We start from the raw sequence: 17,455 nt of genomic DNA on the forward strand, positions 1-17,455 counted from the left end.
ATCAGATGCCCATCTCGGCTTCGTACGCCCGACGAAGCCGCGACGTCGCCGACGGCGCCAGGCAGATGTGCCACGCCTGCCCCTCGTCCACCACGTTGATCTCGCCCGCCCGCTGCCGGTTCAGCAGCACCGTGGCCAGGGTGTCCCGCACCCCGAAGCGGCGGTACCAGGCCATCTCCAGGTCCACCGCCCACCCGAGGCAGTGACCACTGGGCACCATCGCGGCGTACCCGAGGCGGCGCAGCCGGTACTGGTGTTCGGCGCTGCGCACCAGGCTGGTCACCCACAGCGGTGGGGTGCCCGCCGGGGTGGCGGCGGCGAACTCGCGACCGATGTCGTTGAGTAGGGCGATCACCTCTCGGCGGGCCCGGCGGAACAGCAAGCCGGCGGTATGCGGCGTGGCACCGGGCAGCATCCGGCGGCGCAGCGCGCGGACGCCCCGACCGGCGATGGTGCGGGGCTGCTCGATGTACTGGAACCGCAGCAGTCCCCGCCGCCGCAGCCACTCCAGGTCGACCAGTTCGGCGCTGTGGTTGACCTCCACGTCGGTGAGGAAGGTGGCGGCGTCCCGCCACCACATCACGTCGATCCGGGACAGCAGGTAGATGCGTACCAGCGCGGCCAGGTCAGCGGCGGAGCTACGTTCGTTCGGCTGGTATCGGGCCATTTCCAGCAACAGGGTCTCGCGGGCGCCGATCAGCCCCTGGGAGGTGGCGTCGAGCACCTGCATGATCGTGGGCTCCCGTAGCCGCTGGTCGACCAGTATCTGTCGGGCTTTCGCGCTGCCCACCCCGGCGAGTGCGCCCACCTCCACCAGAAGTTCGGCGACGGCGTCGCGGTAGGCCGCGAGGTCAGGTTGGGCCGTGGTTGGTGGACGCACGACGCCCTGCGGGCGCCGTCGGGCCGGGGTGACGGGAGGACCGGGTCGGTGTCGCGGGCTTCGGCTGGGCACTCGCATGATCGGTCCTCTCCACCACCGCGACGATCGCTTGTAACAGACAGTAAAGTCATCAAACCGGATTAGTACGAGTGATACTCCCGTATCCCTCTAAGGCATGGCATACCACGCTTCGACCGCTCTGGCCCCGGGCCATGCTGGGAGCTGCGGGCCGCGCCAGGGCAGCCCCTCGGCGACCCCGGGCACATGTTCGGGTGGTCGCCGCAGTGGACCGTTAGGCGTGATGAAAAGCTTGACCCATGAGTTCCACGTCCGAACTGCCCGACCCGTCCACCGAGCCGCCCGCCTTCATGGATCTCGGCCTGCGGCCCGAACTGCTCGCCGCGCTGGCCGCGCTCGGGTACGAGGAGCCCACGCCGATCCAGCGGGAGGCGATCCCACCGCTGCTGGCCGGCCGGGACCTGCTGGGTCAGGCGGCGACGGGCACGGGCAAGACAGCGGCGTTCGCCCTGCCGCTGCTGCAGCGGATGCCCGACGACCGCGCGGGCGACGACCCGCTCGCACTGGTACTGGTTCCGACCCGGGAACTCGCGGTGCAGGTCTCCGAGGCGTTCCACCGCTACGGCAAGGATCTCGGGGCCCGGGTCCTGCCGATCTACGGTGGACAGCCGATCGGCAGGCAACTGCGAGCGCTGGACTCCGGGGTCGACGTCGTGGTCGCCACTCCCGGTCGCGCCCTGGACCACATCGCCCGGGGGACACTGCGACTGGGCAACCTTGCCACGGTGGTCCTCGACGAGGCCGACGAGATGCTCGACATGGGCTTCGCCGAGGACATCGAGGCGATCCTGGAACACGCCCCCGAGCAGCGGCAGACGGTGCTGTTCTCCGCCACCATGCCGGCACGAATCGACGGGATGGCCAGGGCACACCTGACCGAACCGGTGCGCATCCTGATCGCCCGTGAACAGCCGGTCGCCGGCGAGGCGCCCCGGGTCCGGCAGAGCGCGTACCTGGTGGCGCGGGCACACAAACCAGCGGCACTGGGGCGGGTGCTCGACGTCGAGTCACCCACCGCGGCGATCGTGTTCTGCCGCAGCCGGGAGGAGGTCGACCGGCTCACCGAGACGATGAACGGCCGTGGCTACCGGGCCGAGGCACTGCACGGCGGGATGAGCCAGGAACAGCGGGACCGGGTGATGGGGCGGCTACGCGCCGGTACCGCCGACCTCTTGGTCGCCACCGACGTGGCGGCCCGGGGCCTCGACGTCGAGCAGCTCAGCCATGTAGTCAACTTCGACGTCCCGTCCGCGCCCGAGTCGTACGTGCACCGGATCGGGCGGGTGGGGCGGGCCGGACGGGAGGGCGTGGCGATCACGCTGGCCGAACCCCGGGAGCATCGGATGCTCAAGACCATCGAGCGGGTCACCGGGCAGCGGATCACCATCGACAAGATTCCCACGGTCGCCGATCTTCGGACCCGCCGGCTGGAGCTGACCCAGGCCGCGCTGCGGGAAAGCCTCTTGGAGGACGACCTGGATCCGTTCCGGGTCATCGTCGAAACACTCAGCGACGAGTTCGACCTGATGGAGGTGGCGCTCGCCGCGGTGAAGCTGGCCCACGAGGCGACCCTGCCAGGCTCCGACGAAGCCGAGGAGGAAATTCCGCAGGTCGCGATCCGTCCGGCCCGCAGCGGCCGGGATTCCCGCCCGGGCCAGGATCTCCGCACCGACCGCCGACCGTCACGCGCCCGCACGAGCGGCACCACCCAGGTCTTCATCGGTCTCGGCCGACGCGCGGGGGTACGCCCGCAGGACCTCGTCGGCGCCATCACCGGCGAGACCGGGATCCGCGGTCGAGACATCGGCTCCATCGAGATCGCCGATCGCTTCTCCCTGGTCGAGGTGCCCGTAGCCGTTGCCGACGAGGTCATCGCCGGACTTCGGGGAAGCACCATCAAGGGGCGCAAGGCGACCGTGCGCCGAGACCGCGACGAGCATCGCTGACAGCCGTACCGGGCGCTGGGCCGACGGCGGTCGCGGAAAGCGACCGCCGACGGCCAGGTCACCGCACGAGGCGTACGGGTCGTGCGGTGAGCTACCCGCGCTCTGGTGGACGGTCGGGAAGGTACGGTCCAGTACCACGCGCATGCCTGGTCGAGGTACCGCCGTGCAGGCGGGGAACGGCGAGCAGTTTGCGGTCGCCGGTGGACCGCGCCTGGCTCACGTCATGCTGGATCCCCCGTTGTTCCTCGGTGTGACTCGGCACACGGAGCACCGGGCCGCAGCCGCGACCCGGCCACGAAGCCGCCGTCGTACCCACGCCAGGCAGATCCAGAATCAGAAATTTCGATGTCACGCAAAACGCGAACCACTACAGGCGTGCTTTTGTTGCGAAATTGGCGGACGATCAGTCAAACTTTGAGCACACCCCGTCCGACACAGGGAGTAATCGACGATGGCCAAACAAGTAATCACGGTGCTGACTGACGACCTCGACGGCGGAAAGGCCGACCGCACGGTCGAGTTCAGCCTGGATGGCGTCGCATACACCATCGATGTTTCCGACGAGAACGCGGGTGTCCTGCGCAAGGCGTTGGATCCGTTTATCAATGCCGGTCGGCGTCTCGGCCGTGGCGCTGCCGACACGGGCCGCAACCCTCGTCGCAGCATCGGGTCGGGCACGCCGGGAATGAACCGCGAGCAGAACCGCGCCGTCCGCGAATGGGCCGTTCAGAACGGCTACAAGATTTCTGAGCGGGGTCGCATCCCCGTCGAGGTCGTTGAAGCGTACAAGAACCGCTGACCACGGGCATCCCACCTAGAGCAGGCAGCCGGGTTGCACAGTAACGATCCGGTTGCCACTTCTTTCCAACATGTTGCGGGGCCGCCCGGTCAATTCCGGACGGCCCCGCATGTTGCATCAACTCCGGCCCTCAGGCCACCGAATCAGTTGACCTCGATGCGCACCGCGTCGAAGGCGGGGGTCTGGTTGGCCCGCTCCGACATCGGAATGCGGTGCGAACCGTCACCGGCCCAGACCGCGCACTGTGCGGTGCCAGAGTCCGGCAGGCCCGGGATCTCGATGGTCACCTGATCCGGCTGGGCACCGCCGCCGCCGTCCTCGGTGGCGACGAAGAAGGCCGGCACCGGATCGGGCGCGGGGGCCTCGTCCGTGTCGTTCAGCATCCGGCAGGCCGTGTGGAAGTGACCGCGGGTAAGCCCCTCCCCGTCGAGCAGCGAGCTCTCCAGGTAGTAGCCACCCTGCCCAGCCGGCAGGAACCGGTCCCGGACGAGGTTACGGGTGCTGACCTGGATCGAGAAGCCCTCGTTGCGGTTGATCTGCTCCGGGAACTCGGTGATCAGCAGCGACGGGTTGTTGGCCGCGGCACCGACCTCGCCGAAGGCGGTGCTGATACAGCGGTTGCCGTTCTGGAACCCGTCGTGCGGCTGCAACTGGCTGTTGTCGCAGTTGTTCGCCAGTACATCGAGGCCGTTGTCGTTGTTGCCGTCGTCGTTGTCGTTGTCGCCGTCGTTGTTACCGCCATCACCGTCGTTGTTGTTGTCGACCGGCTGCACCTCACAGGTGGCAAGGTCGGCGAGACCACGTGGCCGGGAGCCGAAGCGGTCGATGGCGATGGTGATCCGGTCGAGGGTCGCGCGACGCTTGCTGGCCAACGGGTCGAGGATCGCGTTACGGATGAAAGTGTCGCCCTTGTCGCCCTCCCTGGCGAGCCGCTCGTCGGCCTCGGTGATCTGCGTCTGCAGCGCGTTGAGGTTACGGTCCACCTCGTCGCGGGCCCGGTCCGGCACCTGCGGCAGTTGGCTCACCACATCCGGGCAGGCCACCGCGAAGGCGCCGGTGGCCGCGCCGCCGGTGCCGTTGCGGGTTTCCTGGCACTCCTCGATCGTCTGCTGCCCATCACCCCAGTGATTCACCACCCAGCGGCCGTTCTGCCAGGTACGGGTCGTGGTGGCACCGCGGGCGTCCGGCGCGGTGGCACCGGGGCTCGGCGCGACACACTCGGCCGCCACGTTCCGCTTCTGCTGGTTCGACCGTCGGTCACCGGCCGACGAAATCTGGGTCACGGCGACAACGCCGCCGAAAACAGCGAGCGTGGCGCCAACGGCCAGGAGTCGCTTGGTCCGCGCGTTTCCGGTTGGTCGGCGCGACCGGGTTGACCTGCGCATCGAATTGCTCTCCTTCTCGATCCGGTTCCTGATTTGTGACTCGACGGACCGAACGGAATCTTGGTGGCACGCTCGACGGGGACCGCCTGAACGAACCAGTGGCACGTCGAACAACGACGATGCCCTTTCCACACCGTCTCCCGCGCCTGCCGGTACGGGTTGGGAAGTTCCTGTCCATTCGCGGTGAGGTACGGGCCCGCTCCGACGGAGGTTCAAAGGTCGACGACTTTTCTCGCGGTTTTTTCCGCACCCGGCCCGTCACCGTCGACCGGCCGACGCCGACAGAACGGTCAGACCACGGTCACCGCTCGCAGAGGCGGTCGTAGGCGAAGTCACCGACGAGGTCGTCGCGGCGGCCACTGGGTACTCATGAATCCTCTTTCCCGGCCTGCCCTGCGCCCTGGTGTCCGGTCGGCACCTGACCTGCTACGGCCCGTCGTTGGCCGAGGCTCCCGCGGTACTGGCCGCCCAGCTCGCCGCACCGTTCCACGGCCCGTCGACGAGCGGGCGCCCACGACGGTCGAGTGGCCGGCGAAGACGGGTCGAAGGTCCCGGTCGGTGCCGGCCCGCCGGCCCTGATCCCACCACCGCTGCCGGGGTCGAATGGAGGTGTCACCGGGACACGCGGTGCGAAGCAGAGAAGGGACGTGGACATGATGACCGCGATGGTCGAGCGGAACATCGCCGCCGAGACCCCGCTAGCCGAGACCAGTCAGCAGCAGCACCTGCGCACCCGGGCCGCCCGCTACTTGCTGGCCGGGCTCCGCCTGGCGCTCGGCTGGGTCTTCCTCTGGGCCTTCCTGGACAAGGTGTTCGGCCTGGGGTTCGCCACCGAGGCGAAGAACGCCTGGATCAACGGGGGCAGCCCCACCAAGGGCTTCCTGAGCTTCGGTGCCACCGGACCGTTCCAGGGCTTCTACAACGGCATCGCGGGAGCCGTCTGGGCCGACTGGCTCTTCATGGTCGGCTTGGCCGCCATCGGTACGGCGTTGCTGTTCGGCGTCGGCGTGCGTATCGCCGCCGCGACCGGGGGTTTGCTGCTGGTGCTGATGTGGACGGCCGTCCTGCCGCCGGAGAACAACCCCTTCATGGACGATCACCTCGTCTACGCCGGTGTGCTGGCCCTGATCGCGGTGACGAACGCAGGCGACACCTGGGGCCTGGGCCGCACCTGGGCCCGGCTGCCGGTCGTCGAGCGGTTCGGCTGGCTGCGTTGACCCTGGTCACCTCCCCGCGCGGCGGGTGTCTCCCACCGGAGGCGCCCGCCGCACCGTGTTCACCCGGTCTCTGCGGGTGGTCCGCATCGGTCCGCCGGACACGCCTCGGCGTGCCATCCGGCAGGATGGTGTCGACCGGAACCGACGCACCAGGAGAATCCGCATGAACCAGGCAGCGAGCAAGCCCGAGATCGGCCCGATCGAGGGCGCCCCGCCCGCCGACCTCGTGATCGAGGACATCACCGTGGGTGAGGGGTCGGAGGCCCAGCCCGGACAGGTGGCCCGCGTGCACTACGTGGGGGTGTCCCACTCCACCGGCACGGAGTTCGACGCCTCCTGGAACCGGGGTGCGCCGTTCGACTTTCCGCTCGGCGGCGGACGGGTCATCGCCGGCTGGGATCAGGGAGTGGTGGGGATGCGTGTCGGTGGTCGTCGCCGGCTGACCATCCCGCCGCACCTCGGGTACGGCAGCCGAGGTGCCGGCGGCGTCATCAAGCCCAACGAGACCTTGGTCTTCGTGGTCGACCTGCTCGGCGTCCGCTGACCCGCACGCGTCCGGCGCCGGCCCCGTGCCCGGCGCCGGACGCGTCAAGGGTGTCGGCGACCGCCCGGGCCGGTCAGGCCGCGGCCAGCACCCGCTCCGGCGTGACGCCGACGACCGGGATGACCCGCCCCAGCCCGGTGGCCCGCAGCACCCGCTCCACCATCGGCGGCGGATCGACGAGCACCAGGTTGCCGCCCTGCGATCGCACCCACGACCGGGCCGCGACCAACGTGCGGACTCCGGCTGCGGAGAGCAGCCCGACCCCGGAGAGATCCACCCGCAGCTCGGTGCGGGTGGGAGCCGCCCAGAGCGCGGCGCGAAACGCCGCGACCGTGGCGATGTCGATCACCCCGGCCACGCGAACGCACACCGCGGCGTCGGACACCCGGGTCTCGACGTGGAACCGGTCTTCGCGCTCTCGCATAGGACGAACCTATCCCCCACCACCGACACTTCCGCCCTGCTGGAGGACGGTTCCGGGTAAGCCCGGGGCAGGACCCGTAGGCACGCCGGTTCCACCTTAGGGACCATCCCGGGCCGGAGTCACCGGCCTGGCCGACAAGCGATCCGGTGCGTACGCCCGGTCAGCCGCCGCTGGCCGACGGCTGCGGGTCGGGCGAACCTCCGGCGACCGCACCCGGGTCCGCCGTCTGGGCGGGCGCGGGACGCAGCCCGGCGGGCACCGGCAGCGCGCTGCCCCTGGCGAACTCCGCCCAACTGACGTTCCATGCCGTCCAGCCGTTGCCCTCGTCGAGGGTGACCTCGGTGCCCTTGACGGTGACCAGGTCACCGACCTGGGTGACGCCCATCAACCAGTCCGCGTTGGCCGCTGACAGGTTGGTGCAGCCGTGCGACACGTTCGTGTGACCCTGGTCCCCCTCCGACCAGGGTGCGCCGTGGATGAACTCGCCGCCCCAGGTGAGTCGCTGTGCGTCCTCGACGTCGACCACGTACGGATCGGCCGAGCCCCGCGTGTCGAACGTGGTGAAGTCGTGCTTCTCCATGATCACCATCTTGCCGCTCGACGTCGGCGTACTCGGTTTACCCAGGCTGACCGGCAGCTTGCGTAGCAGCTTGCCGTCCCGGATCACCGACATCTGCTTGGTCGCGTTGTCGATCTCCAACTCCACCTGCCGACCGATCTTCGAGGTGGCTCGCCGGTCGGCGTCGCCGACGCTGTCCTTGCCTATCGGCAGGCCCTCCAACGCGGAGCGAACCTTGATCGTCGTACCTGGCCGCCAGAAGTCGGGCGCTCGGTAATAGACCTGGCTTCCGTCGGACACCCACGACCAGGTGCCCGGCTGCGGCGGATCCGTCTTGACGAACAAGCGACGCTGTACATCCGCCCGCGCCTCTCGAGGAATTGGCGGGTCGAAAGCGACGGTAACCGGCATGGCCGTTCCGTAAGTGCGGTCACCGGCGAAGTACAAAGTGCTGGCAATTGCTGGTTTGGCGGATTTCGGTCGAGTAGTGAACGTCGTCCTGCGGGTGACCGTCCGCCCGGAGTCGCCGGTGGCGGTGACCTCCGCGGTGTACGTCCGCTTCGGCTCCAGGGTTCGGCTCGGCACCCAGCCGGTACCGTCCTCACGCGGCTCCGTCGGGACTGGCGCACCTGCGTCGTCGGTGATCCGCACGGCGGTCACCCGCCCATGCTTGACCACCGTGCCGATCTCCCCGGTGACCGGCACGTCGCGGGTGCCCTCGGCCGGCGTCACGAACAGTTCCGGATTCGCCCGCGCCTCGGCGGGCTGCCCGGCCCTACGGTCACCAGTGCACGCGCCCAGTGCCAGCGGCGCTGCTGCGACACTCACCGCCAACAGCGCCAGTCGCCGTCTCAACATCATGATGCGTCCCCCCGTTGTCGCCGCTCCCTCCGCACATTCTCGCCAGCTCCACGCCGACGTTTTCACGGTTTCGACCAAGAGCGGGACATCGCCTGGAAAACCTCAAGCGTGCCCGCTCCCGGCAAACGGAAAATGGCGGCAACGACGCTACGGGCGAAACCCGGCCGACGGTGACGCCGCGTCCGTCGCCGTACCCGCTGATCCGGCCGAAACCGGCGTCACGGTCGTCAGACGGTCGCGATCAGCAGTGCCGGCTGCTCGACGCAGTCCGCCACGTGCCGCAGGAATCCGCCGGCCACCCCGCCGTCGCAGACGCGGTGGTCGAAGGTGAGGCTGAGCTGCACCACCTTCCGCACCGCGAGCTGCCCGTCGACAACCCACGGCTTGTCCACGATGCGGCCGACGCCGAGCAGGGCCGCCTCCGGATGATTGATGATCGGGGTGGAGCCGTCGACACCGAACACCCCGTAGTTGTTGAGGGTGAAGGTGCCCCCGGTCAGCCGGGTCGGCGGCAGTTCACCCGCTCTGGCGGCGGCGGTGGTGGCGGCCAGTTCTGCCGCGAGTTCGGTGGTGGTGAGCCGCTCGGCGTCCCGCAGTACCGGCACCACCAACCCCCGGTCGGTCTGGGCGGCGATGCCCAGGTGCACCCCGGTGGACTGGATGATCCGCTGCCCCTCGGTGTCGACCCGTGCGTTGAGCTGCGGGTAGCGGTGCAGCCCGGACAGACAGATCCGGGCGAGCAGGGCCAGAATGCTCACCTGGCGGTCCGGGCGGGCCGCGTTGATCGCGGCCCGGGTCTGCACCAGGGCCGTCGCGTCGACGTCGACCCAGATGGTCACCTCGGGGATCTCCCGCCGACTGCGGGACAGCTTGTCCGCGATGGTGCGGCGGATACCGGTGAGCGGGATGACCAGATCCCGGGTACCGGAGGTGGCCGCGTCGGCCCCCGCCGGAGGCTCCGCCGATGGCGCCGGCAGAGCCGAAAGTCCGGTGCTGCCACGTACGTCTGCCGTGACCCCGGCGACGTGGCTGGCCACCGCCTCCACATCGGCCCGCCGGACCACCCCGCCGGGGCCGCTGCCGCGCACCGCCGTCAGGTCCACGCCACGCTCCCGGGCCAACCGCCGCACGATCGGCGAGATGACGAGCGGCGGGGTCGTCCCGGGCGCCCGATCGGCCACCACCGACGGACGGCCGGCACCGGGCCGGGTGCCCTCCGCAGCGTGCCCGGCCAGCGGGGCACCGTTGCCCGACACGTACGGTGCGGTGGTGGTCCGCCGCCGACGGCGACGGGAATCGCCACGGCCGGTGCCGTACCCGATCAGGACGTTTCCGGAACCGGCCCGCTCCTCCTCGCGGTAGACCGTGTGCCCGGGCGGCTCGGTCCCGTCGGCGCACCCGGCGACCGGCTCGGCGACGGTGATCAGAGGCTGGCCCACCGGGCGGACCTCGCCCGCGACACCGTGCAGGGCGACGACCCGGCCGGCGTACGGGCAGGGCACGTCGACGACCGCCTTGGCCGTCTCCACCTCGACCACCGTCTGGTCCACGGTAACGATGTCGCCGACCGCGACCCGCCACTGCACGATCTCCGCCTCGGCGAGCCCCTCACCGAGGTCGGGCAGGAGGAAAACCCGCTCGGTCATGCCGCACTGCCCTCGGTGAGCCAGCGTCGGTCGGGTTGGTCGTCCCACTGCAACCGGGCCACCGCGTCCAGAACCCGGTCGACCGACGGCAGATGGGTGTGCTCCAGCATCGGCGCCGGGTACGGAATGTCCAGCCCGCAGACCCGCAGAACCGGGGCGTGCAGTGCGTGGAAGCACCGTTCCTGGACCCGCGCGGCGATCTCCGCACCGACCCCGGCGAAGCCCTGCGCCTCCTGCACCACCACACACCGACCGGTGCGGCGCACCGAGGCGGCGACGGTGGCGTCGTCGAACGGCACGATGGTACGCACGTCGACCACCTCCAGGTCCCACCCCTCGTCCCGGGCGGCTTCTGCGGCATCGAGCGCGACCGGGACCGCCGGCCCGTACGCGACGAGGGTGGCGTCACGTCCGGGCCGGCGTACGACCGCCCGGCCGAACGGCTCGGTCCGCGCCGGCAGCACGGTCTCGGCACCGGCGAAGTAAAGCTTCTTCGGTTCCATGAACACCACCGGGTCGGGATCGTCGATCGCCTCCCGCAGCAGCGAGTACGCGTCGTCGACGGTCGACGGCGTGACGACCTTCAGCCCGGGGGTGTGTGCGTAGTACGCCTCCGAGGAGTCACAGTGGTGTTCCACACCGCCGATCCCGCCGGCATAGGGCACCCGGATCACCATCGGCACGCTGAGTGCACCCCTCGTACGGTTGCGTAGTTTCGCCACGTGCGAGGCGATCTGCTCGAACGCCGGGTACGCGAACGCGTCGAACTGCATCTCGACCACCGGTCGCAGCCCGGACATGGCCAGCCCGACGGCGAAGCCGACGATACCGGCCTCCGCGAGGGGGGTGTCGAAGCAGCGCTTGTCACCGAAGCGGGCCTGCAATCCGTCGGTGATCCGGAAGACCCCACCGAGTTGGCCGACGTCCTCGCCGAAGACGAGCACCCGTTCGTCGGCGAGCATCGCGTCGGCGAGCGCGGCGTTCAGCGCCGTCGCCATGGTGGTGGCCATCAGGCGTCTCCCTCCGCTGCCGCGGCCAGTTCGGCGCGTACCTGCTCACGTTGCTCCACCAGCTGAGCGGTGGGTTCGGCGTAGACGTGGTCGAAGAGGCTCAGCGGGTCGACCGTGGGTTGGCCATTCATCCGTTCCCGCAGTCGGGCCGCGTACGTCTCGGCCTGCTCGGCGATCTCGGCGACGGCCGCGTCGTCGAGCACGTCCCGACCACGCAGGTAGGTTTCCAGCCGGGCCACCGGGTCGCGGTCGCGCCACGCCTCGACCTCGTCGGCGTCGCGGTAACGGGTGGCGTCGTCGGCGTTGGTGTGCGCCTCCATCCGGTAGGTGTGCGCCTCGACCAGGAACGGTCCCTTGCCGGCGCGGGCATGCGCGACTGCCCGGGTGAGTACGGCCAGCACAGCCATCGGGTCGTTGCCGTCGACCTGCTCGCTGGGGACGCCGTAGCCGACACCCTTGTGGGCGAGGGACGGGGCGGCGGTCTGCCGGGACAGCGGGACGCTGATCGCGTACCTGTTGTTCTGCACGAAGTACACGACGGGTGCCTTGAACACGGCTGCGAAGTTGACTCCCTCGTGGAAGTCACCCTCGCTGGTGGCGCCGTCACCGATGTAGACCAGGGCCACGGTGTCGCGTCCCTGGTACGACTCCCCGTAGGCCAGACCGGCGGCGTGTACGCACTGGGTGGCGAGCGGGGTGCACTGCGGCGCGGTGCGCTGCCGTGCCGGGTCGTATCCGCAGTGCCAGTCGCCGCGCAGCAGCGTGAGTACCTCGACCGGGTCGATGCCGCGGGCGGTCAGCGCCATCGATTCCCGGTAGGTCGGGAAGACCCAGTCGTCGTACCGCAGCGCCAGCACACCGCCGACCTGACAGGCCTCCTGGCCCCGGGACGACGGGTAGACAGCCAGCCGGCCCTGCTTGGTCAGCGCGGTGGCCTGGGCGTCGAAGCGCCGGCCGACGACCATCCGTCGGTACATCTCGCGCAACGCCTCGACCGACGGTTCGGGGTAGTCCGCGCGGGCCGGCAGCAGGGTGCCGTCCGGGTCGAGCAACCGGACCGGATCGTTCTGGGGCAGCAGGCCGACGGTGGGGTCGGGTGCGGTCGGGGTGACCGGCCGCCGCTTGCGCGGGGATGCCCTGCGGGCCGCCTGGGGAGTGGTGGTCACGGCGGAACCTCCTGGACGTGTGGTGGCCCTATGCTCCTGCTGTCGGATGATTGACTCAAGATCCCCGGTGAACGCGGGATGAATGGCACTCGGAGGAGGTCACCATGGGCCAGGAGACCGCCGACGAGGCGCGCCGATGGGGCGAAACGGGACGTTCGGCTGTCGCCCTCGACGAGGTGGACCGGCGCATCCTCGACGAGCTGACCCGCGACGGTCGGCTCTCCATCCGAACGCTCGCCGAGCGGGTACACGTCTCGCGTACCAACGCGTACGCCCGGGTGGAGCGGCTGCTGCGCGACGGCGTGATCACCGGGTTCACCGTGCGGGTCGCCCCCGAGCCCGCCGGCCTGGGCACATCGGCGTACATCGCGCTGACGATCAGGCAGAACACCTGGCGGGAGGTGTCGGCGGAGCTGGCCCGGGTGCGCTACGTCGAACATGTGGCGCTGCTCAGCGGTGAGCACGACGTGCTCGCCCTGGTCCGGGCACCGGACAACGCCACCCTGCGGGACGTGGTGCTGGACCGGGTGCAGCGCATCGCCGGGGTGCTCGCCACCCGCAGCTGGCTGGTCTTCGAGGAGTACGACGGAAAGCAGAGCCCGTGGGCGTGACCGCTCAGCGTCCCGGCGGGGGTTCCAGGCCCTCCCGGTCAGCCAACTCCAGCAGGGGCGTCAGCAGGTAGCGACGCCCGTCCAGGCCCGCGTGGAGGTCACCCCGCTCGGCGAACCGGCCCGGCACGGTGGCCACGTCGAAGTCCTCGGGTCGGGCATCGTCCAGTTCCGTCCAGTCCAGCGGCGCGGAAACCAGCGCGGCCGGCGTCGGCCGGATCGAGTACGCCGAGGCCATGGTGTGGTCCCGGGCCATCTGGTTGAAGTCGACGAAGACCGGCCGGTCCCGCTGCTCCCGCCACCAGGTGGTGGTGACCAGGTCGGGTCGACGCCGCTGCATCTCCCGCCCGAGGGCCAGCACCGCCCGACGGCAGTCACCGAAACTCCACCTCGGCTCGATCGGGACGTAGACGTGCAGACCCCTCCCGCCGGTGGTCTTCGGATAGCCGGCCAGGCCCAACTCGTCGAGGAAGGCGCGCACCTCCCGGGCCACCGGCACCACCTTGTCGAACCCGACACCGGGCAGCGGGTCCAGGTCGATCCGCAGCTGATCCGGCCGTTCCACGTCCGCCCTGGTCACCGGCCACGGATGGAAACGCAGCGTACCCAGGTTGACCGCCCAGATCACCACGGCCAGCTCACCCGGCGCGACCTCGTCGGCGGTGCGCCCGCTGGGAAAGGTGATGTGGGCGGTGCCCACCCAGTCGGGCGCGCCGGCCGGCACCCTCTTCTGGTAAAACGCGTCGCCGCGGTTGTCCTGCCGGGTGGCGATGCTCGCGCCTGCGAAAACTCCGCGTGGCCAGCGTTCGAGCATCGTCGGTCGGTCCCGCAACGCACGGAGGATCCCGTCGCCGACGGCGAGGAAGTACCGCACCACGTCGAGCTTGGTCAGCCCCCGCTCGGGGAAGTACGGCCGGTCCGGGCTGGTGACGCGCACCGTCCGCCGCCCCACCCGGATCTCCTCCGCCGCCGTAGCCACGCCTGCGAGGGTACGACGTCACACCCGGCCCCGGTCCGCGTCGCCGGACGTCCATGTGGGCTGTTCCGGTAGCGAGTAGACATTTCTCTGCGAAGAGCGGTTCGCATGGGTCTAGGTAGGAAAGTCGGTTATGGTGGGCGGCGACCTTCGCCCTAAGTACTAGATTCAGGACCCAGAGTGACCACCATGACCTCCCAACAGGACAGCTCTCGCGTCAGGTTCCGCGGTGACGTGGAGGGTCTCCGTGCCGTCGCCGTCGTCCTGGTACTGACGGGGCATGCCAGCCAGAACCTTCTCCCAGGTGGCTTCGTCGGCGTCGACGTCTTCTTCGTCATCTCCGGATTCCTGATCACCGGTCTCCTGGTCACGGAGTTGAGGAGCACCGGGCGCATCTCGCTGGTCGGGTTCTGGGCCCGGCGAGCCAAGCGTCTCCTGCCGGCGGCCCTGCTCGTCCTCGCCGCGACGCTCGTGCTGACATTCGCTTTTCTCCCACGAACCCGCTGGGCCTCCACCGGCTGGGACGTCGTGTTCAGCGGGCTCTACGCGATGAATTGGCGGCTGGCCGAACAGTCGGTGGACTATCTCGCCGCCAACCAGGCGCCCAGTGCTGTACAGCACTTCTGGTCACTGGCGGTCGAGGAACAGTTCTACCTCGTGTGGCCGCTGCTCCTCATCGGCGTCGCCTGGCTTGCCCGGGACCGGCTCCGCACCAGCCACCTGATCCTCGCGCTGGCCCTCGTCGCCGTGCCATCGTTTGCCTGGTCCATGTGGATGACCTCCAACGATGCGGTCCGCGCCTATTTCGTGACCACCACCCGGTTGTGGGAGTTGGCCATCGGCGGCTTCGTGGCGCTCCTCGCCCATCAGTTCGATCGGCTCCCCCGGACTGCGGCAGCCGGGCTCGCATGGCTCGGTCTTGCCGCGATCCTCGTATCCGCCATTACCCTGCGCCCCGAATCAGCGTTCCCCGGCTACACGGCCCTCGGGCCGACCCTGGGCACCGCCGCCGTCATCGCTGGTGGACTGGCCGCAGGCCGGCTCGGACCGGCTGCCCTGCTCGATGTACGGCCGGTCCGCGCAGTGGGTGCTCTCTCCTACTCGCTCTACCTGTGGCACTGGCCCCTGCTCGTGGTCGCCGAGGCCCGCCTGAATGAGCTGACCGTCGGCACCGGTCTCGCTGTGGTCGCCCTGTCCGCCGTTCCGGCGGTGCTCACCTACCACCTCGTGGAGAATCCGATCCGACACTCACGGCAGCTTTCCTGGCAACCGGTACGCGCACTGCAACTGGGCGCTGTCTGCACCAGTCTGGCCGTGTTGGCCGGGCTGGCATTCCAGCTCACCATATGGCCGCCGCCACAGACACCGCCGGCTCCGGTGGCGGTCGGCGGTGCGCTTCCGTCCGGCTCCCCAAATACCGGCTCGACTGCCTCCAGCGCGCTCGGCGCCATGGCGCTGGGCGCCAGGCCCATCGAAAGCAGTGCCGGTCAGCCGGTTGACCGGGTCGGTGTCTTCGTACCGGATCCACTGGCTGCTCTTCGAGACGGGCCAGACAGCCAGCGCAACGGGTGCCACCAGGACATGACGGGTAGCGAAGTCACGGCGTGCGAGTATGGCGACCCGAACGCCGACTTCACCGTCGCGCTGGCCGGAGACTCGCACGCGGCACAGTGGTTGCCCGCGTTGCAGCAGGTCGCCGCAGAACGAAAGTGGCGGCTGCGGTCGTACACGAAGTCCGCTTGCCCCTACATCAACGGGACGGTCGCCCTCGACAGTCGGCCGTACCGCAGTTGCACCGAATGGAACGAGAAGCTACGCGTGGCCCTGACCGGACCCCAGCGGCCGGACGTGCTGATCGTCAGCACATCGCTCTACTTGATGATTCGTGACGGTAAGCCGGTTACCCAAGCCGCCGGCACCGCCTTCGCGGAGGCGCTTCGCGAGACCTGGGCCGAAATCGCCTCCGCCGAACTACCGGTCGTCGTACTGCGGGACACCCCCTATCATCGCTACGATATAGCTGAATGCGTGTCGGTCAATCACAATCGCCTCACCCGTTGCGCATCGCCCCGCTCTCAGGCGTTGGAGGGCGGTGGTGGGCCTGCGCACGAGCAGGCTGCATCGAGCAACGACAACGTCCATCTCGTGGACCTGAACGAGGCCATCTGCCCCCAGGATCGGTGCGCCCCGGTCATCGGGGGCGTACTTGTGTATCGGGACAGCAACCATCTCACCGCCACCTACGTCCGGACCCTGACGCCGCGGCTGGATCACGCGCTGGGCCGACTGCTCTGACTGCCCCGCGTCAACGCCGCTGCCGGCGGCCACCACGCCGTCGGGGGCACACCGTCCGGCGCCGGCAGGATCTGCCGTAGCCGGGGTACGCCACGGGGCTGCCACTCACGTGGGTAGCCCACCGACACCTCCTCGAACCGCACCCCGTCGTGCCAGGTGGTACGTGGGATGTGCAGATGGCCGTACACCACCGCGGCGGCGGCGAAGCGTACGTGCCAGTCAGCGGTCGCCTCGGTGCCGCACCACTGGGCGAAGATCGGGTAGCGCAGGACGCGGGTCACCTCACGAACCAGCGGCCAGTGGTTCATCAGCACCGTCGGCAGCGCCGGATCACGCCCGGCAAGCCGGCGGGCGGTCTCGGCCACCCGGGCCGCGCACCACGCTGACCGGCTCTCGTACGGGTCGGGATGCAGCAGCATCTCGTCGGTGCAGACGACCCCGGTCCGGTACGCCTCGGCCAGCGCCGCCTCGACGGTGTCGAAGCCGTCCGGACGCCAGCTGTGGTCGTACAGCAGCATCAGCGGCGCCACCGTCACCGGACCGTCGGGCCCCACCCACACCGGGTACGGATCCTCGGGGGTGACCACGCCGAGATCCCGGCACAGCTCGACCAGGTGGGCGTAGCGCGCCACGCCGCGCAACGTCACCGGGTCTCTCGGTGGTGTCCACAGCTCGTGGTTGCCCGGAGACCAGACGACCCGGGCGAACCGGCCGGCGAGCAGCCGCAGCGCCCACTCCACGTCGGCGACGGTGTCGCCCACGTCACCGGCGACCAGCAGCCAGTCCTGTGGCGTCCGGGGACGTAGCCCCTCGACGACCGGACGGTTCGCCGGATGTCCGACGTGCAGGTCGCTGATGGCCAGGAGACTGCTACCACCGTCGGTCACCGTCATGTGGTCGATCGTAGTGACGTCGACCCGACGTCTGCCCGGCGGTGCTGCGGCCCGGCCGGGCGCACCCGGGTAGGATCATCCCGGGCCGTGACTGGCGCATTGGAGATGGAGAACCATCGGGGAGCGGCCCCGTCACGAGGACGCATGCCGAGCGCCTGGGCCTTCCGC

Annotated in this window: 15 protein-coding genes, 1 pseudogene and 1 riboswitch; of the genes and pseudogenes, 7 read left to right on the forward strand and 9 right to left on the reverse strand. The window is 69.8% G+C overall.

Annotated features, from left to right (window positions below; translation table 11 throughout):
- Window position 1 precedes the first annotated feature (1 nt).
- Window positions 2-958, reverse strand: a complete 957-nt coding sequence (locus tag HCA58_RS15240) for a DUF5715 family protein (RefSeq protein WP_169598493.1) — start codon at window positions 956-958, stop codon at window positions 2-4.
- 239 nt (window positions 959-1,197) lie between these two features.
- On the opposite strand from HCA58_RS15240, the gene HCA58_RS15245 reads away from it, so the two are divergent.
- Window positions 1,198-2,904, forward strand: a complete 1,707-nt coding sequence (locus HCA58_RS15245; RefSeq protein ID WP_169598494.1) for a DEAD/DEAH box helicase — start codon at window positions 1,198-1,200, stop codon at window positions 2,902-2,904.
- 451 nt (window positions 2,905-3,355) lie between these two features.
- Window positions 3,356-3,703 (forward strand): Lsr2 family protein, encoded by a 348-nt coding sequence (locus HCA58_RS15250; protein WP_169598495.1) that lies wholly within the window; start codon window positions 3,356-3,358, stop codon window positions 3,701-3,703.
- Window positions 3,704-3,846: 143 nt separating this feature from the next.
- On the opposite strand, the gene HCA58_RS15255 is transcribed toward HCA58_RS15250, so the two are convergent.
- Window positions 3,847-5,088, reverse strand: a complete 1,242-nt coding sequence (locus HCA58_RS15255; RefSeq protein WP_169598496.1) for a hypothetical protein — start codon at window positions 5,086-5,088, stop codon at window positions 3,847-3,849.
- Between the two features lie 379 nt (window positions 5,089-5,467).
- On the opposite strand from HCA58_RS15255, the pseudogene HCA58_RS15260 reads away from it, so the two are divergent.
- The 3 genes and pseudogenes from HCA58_RS15260 to HCA58_RS15270 all read left to right on the forward strand — a co-directional run.
- Window positions 5,468-5,572, forward strand: a pseudogene (locus HCA58_RS15260) (cobalamin-binding protein); the annotation flags it as partial.
- Window positions 5,573-5,735: 163 nt separating this feature from the next.
- Window positions 5,736-6,305, forward strand: a complete 570-nt coding sequence (locus tag HCA58_RS15265; RefSeq protein ID WP_346775997.1) for a hypothetical protein — start codon at window positions 5,736-5,738, stop codon at window positions 6,303-6,305.
- A 163-nt stretch (window positions 6,306-6,468) separates the two neighbouring features.
- Entirely contained in the window at window positions 6,469-6,849 is a 381-nt protein-coding gene (locus HCA58_RS15270; protein ID WP_169598497.1) for an FKBP-type peptidyl-prolyl cis-trans isomerase, read from the forward strand.
- 73 nt (window positions 6,850-6,922) lie between these two features.
- Here the strand turns inward: HCA58_RS15270 and HCA58_RS15275 are convergent, their stop codons facing one another.
- The 5 genes from HCA58_RS15275 to pdhA all read right to left on the reverse strand — a co-directional run bounded on the left by HCA58_RS15275 (window position 6,923) and on the right by pdhA (window position 12,515).
- Window positions 6,923-7,273 (reverse strand): anti-sigma factor antagonist, encoded by a 351-nt coding sequence (locus tag HCA58_RS15275; protein ID WP_169598498.1) that lies wholly within the window; start codon window positions 7,271-7,273, stop codon window positions 6,923-6,925.
- A 160-nt stretch (window positions 7,274-7,433) separates the two neighbouring features.
- Entirely contained in the window at window positions 7,434-8,693 is a 1,260-nt protein-coding gene (locus HCA58_RS15280; protein ID WP_169598499.1) for an Ig-like domain-containing protein, read from the reverse strand.
- A gap of 227 nt (window positions 8,694-8,920) precedes the next feature.
- Window positions 8,921-10,339: a dihydrolipoamide acetyltransferase family protein gene (locus tag HCA58_RS15285; protein ID WP_169598500.1), complete on the reverse strand. Its 1,419-nt coding sequence runs from the start codon at window positions 10,337-10,339 to the stop codon at window positions 8,921-8,923.
- On the reverse strand, window positions 10,336-11,352 hold the full coding sequence (locus tag HCA58_RS15290) for an alpha-ketoacid dehydrogenase subunit beta (RefSeq protein WP_205808738.1): 1,017 nt from the start codon (window positions 11,350-11,352) through the stop codon (window positions 10,336-10,338). The genes HCA58_RS15285 and HCA58_RS15290 overlap by 4 nt, the downstream gene beginning before the upstream one ends.
- The gene (gene pdhA / locus HCA58_RS15295; protein ID WP_169598502.1) at window positions 11,349-12,515 is read right to left on the reverse strand and encodes a pyruvate dehydrogenase (acetyl-transferring) E1 component subunit alpha; all 1,167 of its coding nucleotides are present in this window, start codon (window positions 12,513-12,515) and stop codon (window positions 11,349-11,351) included. The genes HCA58_RS15290 and pdhA overlap by 4 nt, the downstream gene beginning before the upstream one ends.
- Window positions 12,516-12,619: 104 nt before the next feature.
- Here pdhA and HCA58_RS15300 point away from each other — a divergent pair, with 104 nt between their 5' ends.
- On the forward strand, window positions 12,620-13,126 hold the full coding sequence (locus tag HCA58_RS15300) for an Lrp/AsnC family transcriptional regulator (protein ID WP_169598503.1): 507 nt from the start codon (window positions 12,620-12,622) through the stop codon (window positions 13,124-13,126).
- 4 nt (window positions 13,127-13,130) lie between these two features.
- Here HCA58_RS15300 and HCA58_RS15305 read toward each other — a convergent pair whose 3' ends face one another.
- Entirely contained in the window at window positions 13,131-14,102 is a 972-nt protein-coding gene (locus HCA58_RS15305; RefSeq protein WP_169598504.1) for a DNA primase small subunit domain-containing protein, read from the reverse strand.
- A 186-nt stretch (window positions 14,103-14,288) separates the two neighbouring features.
- Between HCA58_RS15305 and HCA58_RS15310 the strand changes: the two genes are divergently transcribed.
- Window positions 14,289-16,394 (forward strand): acyltransferase family protein, encoded by a 2,106-nt coding sequence (locus HCA58_RS15310; RefSeq protein ID WP_169598505.1) that lies wholly within the window; start codon window positions 14,289-14,291, stop codon window positions 16,392-16,394.
- Here the strand turns inward: HCA58_RS15310 and HCA58_RS15315 are convergent.
- Complete coding sequence (locus tag HCA58_RS15315; RefSeq protein WP_169598506.1) at window positions 16,370-17,287, reverse strand: metallophosphoesterase; 918 nt, start codon at window positions 17,285-17,287, stop codon at window positions 16,370-16,372. The two genes, HCA58_RS15310 and HCA58_RS15315, sit on opposite strands and share 25 nt — an antisense overlap.
- 77 nt (window positions 17,288-17,364) lie before the next feature.
- Window positions 17,365-17,455: riboswitch (ZMP/ZTP riboswitch) on the forward strand.

Source organism: Micromonospora sp. HNM0581 (assembly GCF_012726175.1).
Taxonomy (GTDB): domain Bacteria; phylum Actinomycetota; class Actinomycetes; order Mycobacteriales; family Micromonosporaceae; genus Micromonospora.

What these genes read in the sequence shown, in the direction of transcription:
- HCA58_RS15240 (WP_169598493.1), bottom strand. Translation starts at nt 958, where the DNA reads ATGCGAGTGCCCAGCCGAAGCCCGCGACACCGACCCGGTCCTCCCGTC.
- HCA58_RS15245 (WP_169598494.1), top strand. Translation starts at nt 1,198, where the DNA reads ATGAGTTCCACGTCCGAACTGCCCGACCCGTCCACCGAGCCGCCCGCC.
- HCA58_RS15250 (WP_169598495.1), top strand. Translation starts at nt 3,356, where the DNA reads ATGGCCAAACAAGTAATCACGGTGCTGACTGACGACCTCGACGGCGGA.
- HCA58_RS15255 (WP_169598496.1), bottom strand. Translation starts at nt 5,088, where the DNA reads ATGCGCAGGTCAACCCGGTCGCGCCGACCAACCGGAAACGCGCGGACC.
- HCA58_RS15270 (WP_169598497.1), top strand. Translation starts at nt 6,469, where the DNA reads ATGAACCAGGCAGCGAGCAAGCCCGAGATCGGCCCGATCGAGGGCGCC.
- HCA58_RS15275 (WP_169598498.1), bottom strand. Translation starts at nt 7,273, where the DNA reads ATGCGAGAGCGCGAAGACCGGTTCCACGTCGAGACCCGGGTGTCCGAC.
- HCA58_RS15280 (WP_169598499.1), bottom strand. Translation starts at nt 8,693, where the DNA reads ATGATGTTGAGACGGCGACTGGCGCTGTTGGCGGTGAGTGTCGCAGCA.
- HCA58_RS15285 (WP_169598500.1), bottom strand. Translation starts at nt 10,339, where the DNA reads ATGACCGAGCGGGTTTTCCTCCTGCCCGACCTCGGTGAGGGGCTCGCC.
- HCA58_RS15300 (WP_169598503.1), top strand. Translation starts at nt 12,620, where the DNA reads ATGGGCCAGGAGACCGCCGACGAGGCGCGCCGATGGGGCGAAACGGGA.
- HCA58_RS15310 (WP_169598505.1), top strand. Translation starts at nt 14,289, where the DNA reads ATGACCTCCCAACAGGACAGCTCTCGCGTCAGGTTCCGCGGTGACGTG.
- HCA58_RS15315 (WP_169598506.1), bottom strand. Translation starts at nt 17,287, where the DNA reads ATGACGGTGACCGACGGTGGTAGCAGTCTCCTGGCCATCAGCGACCTG.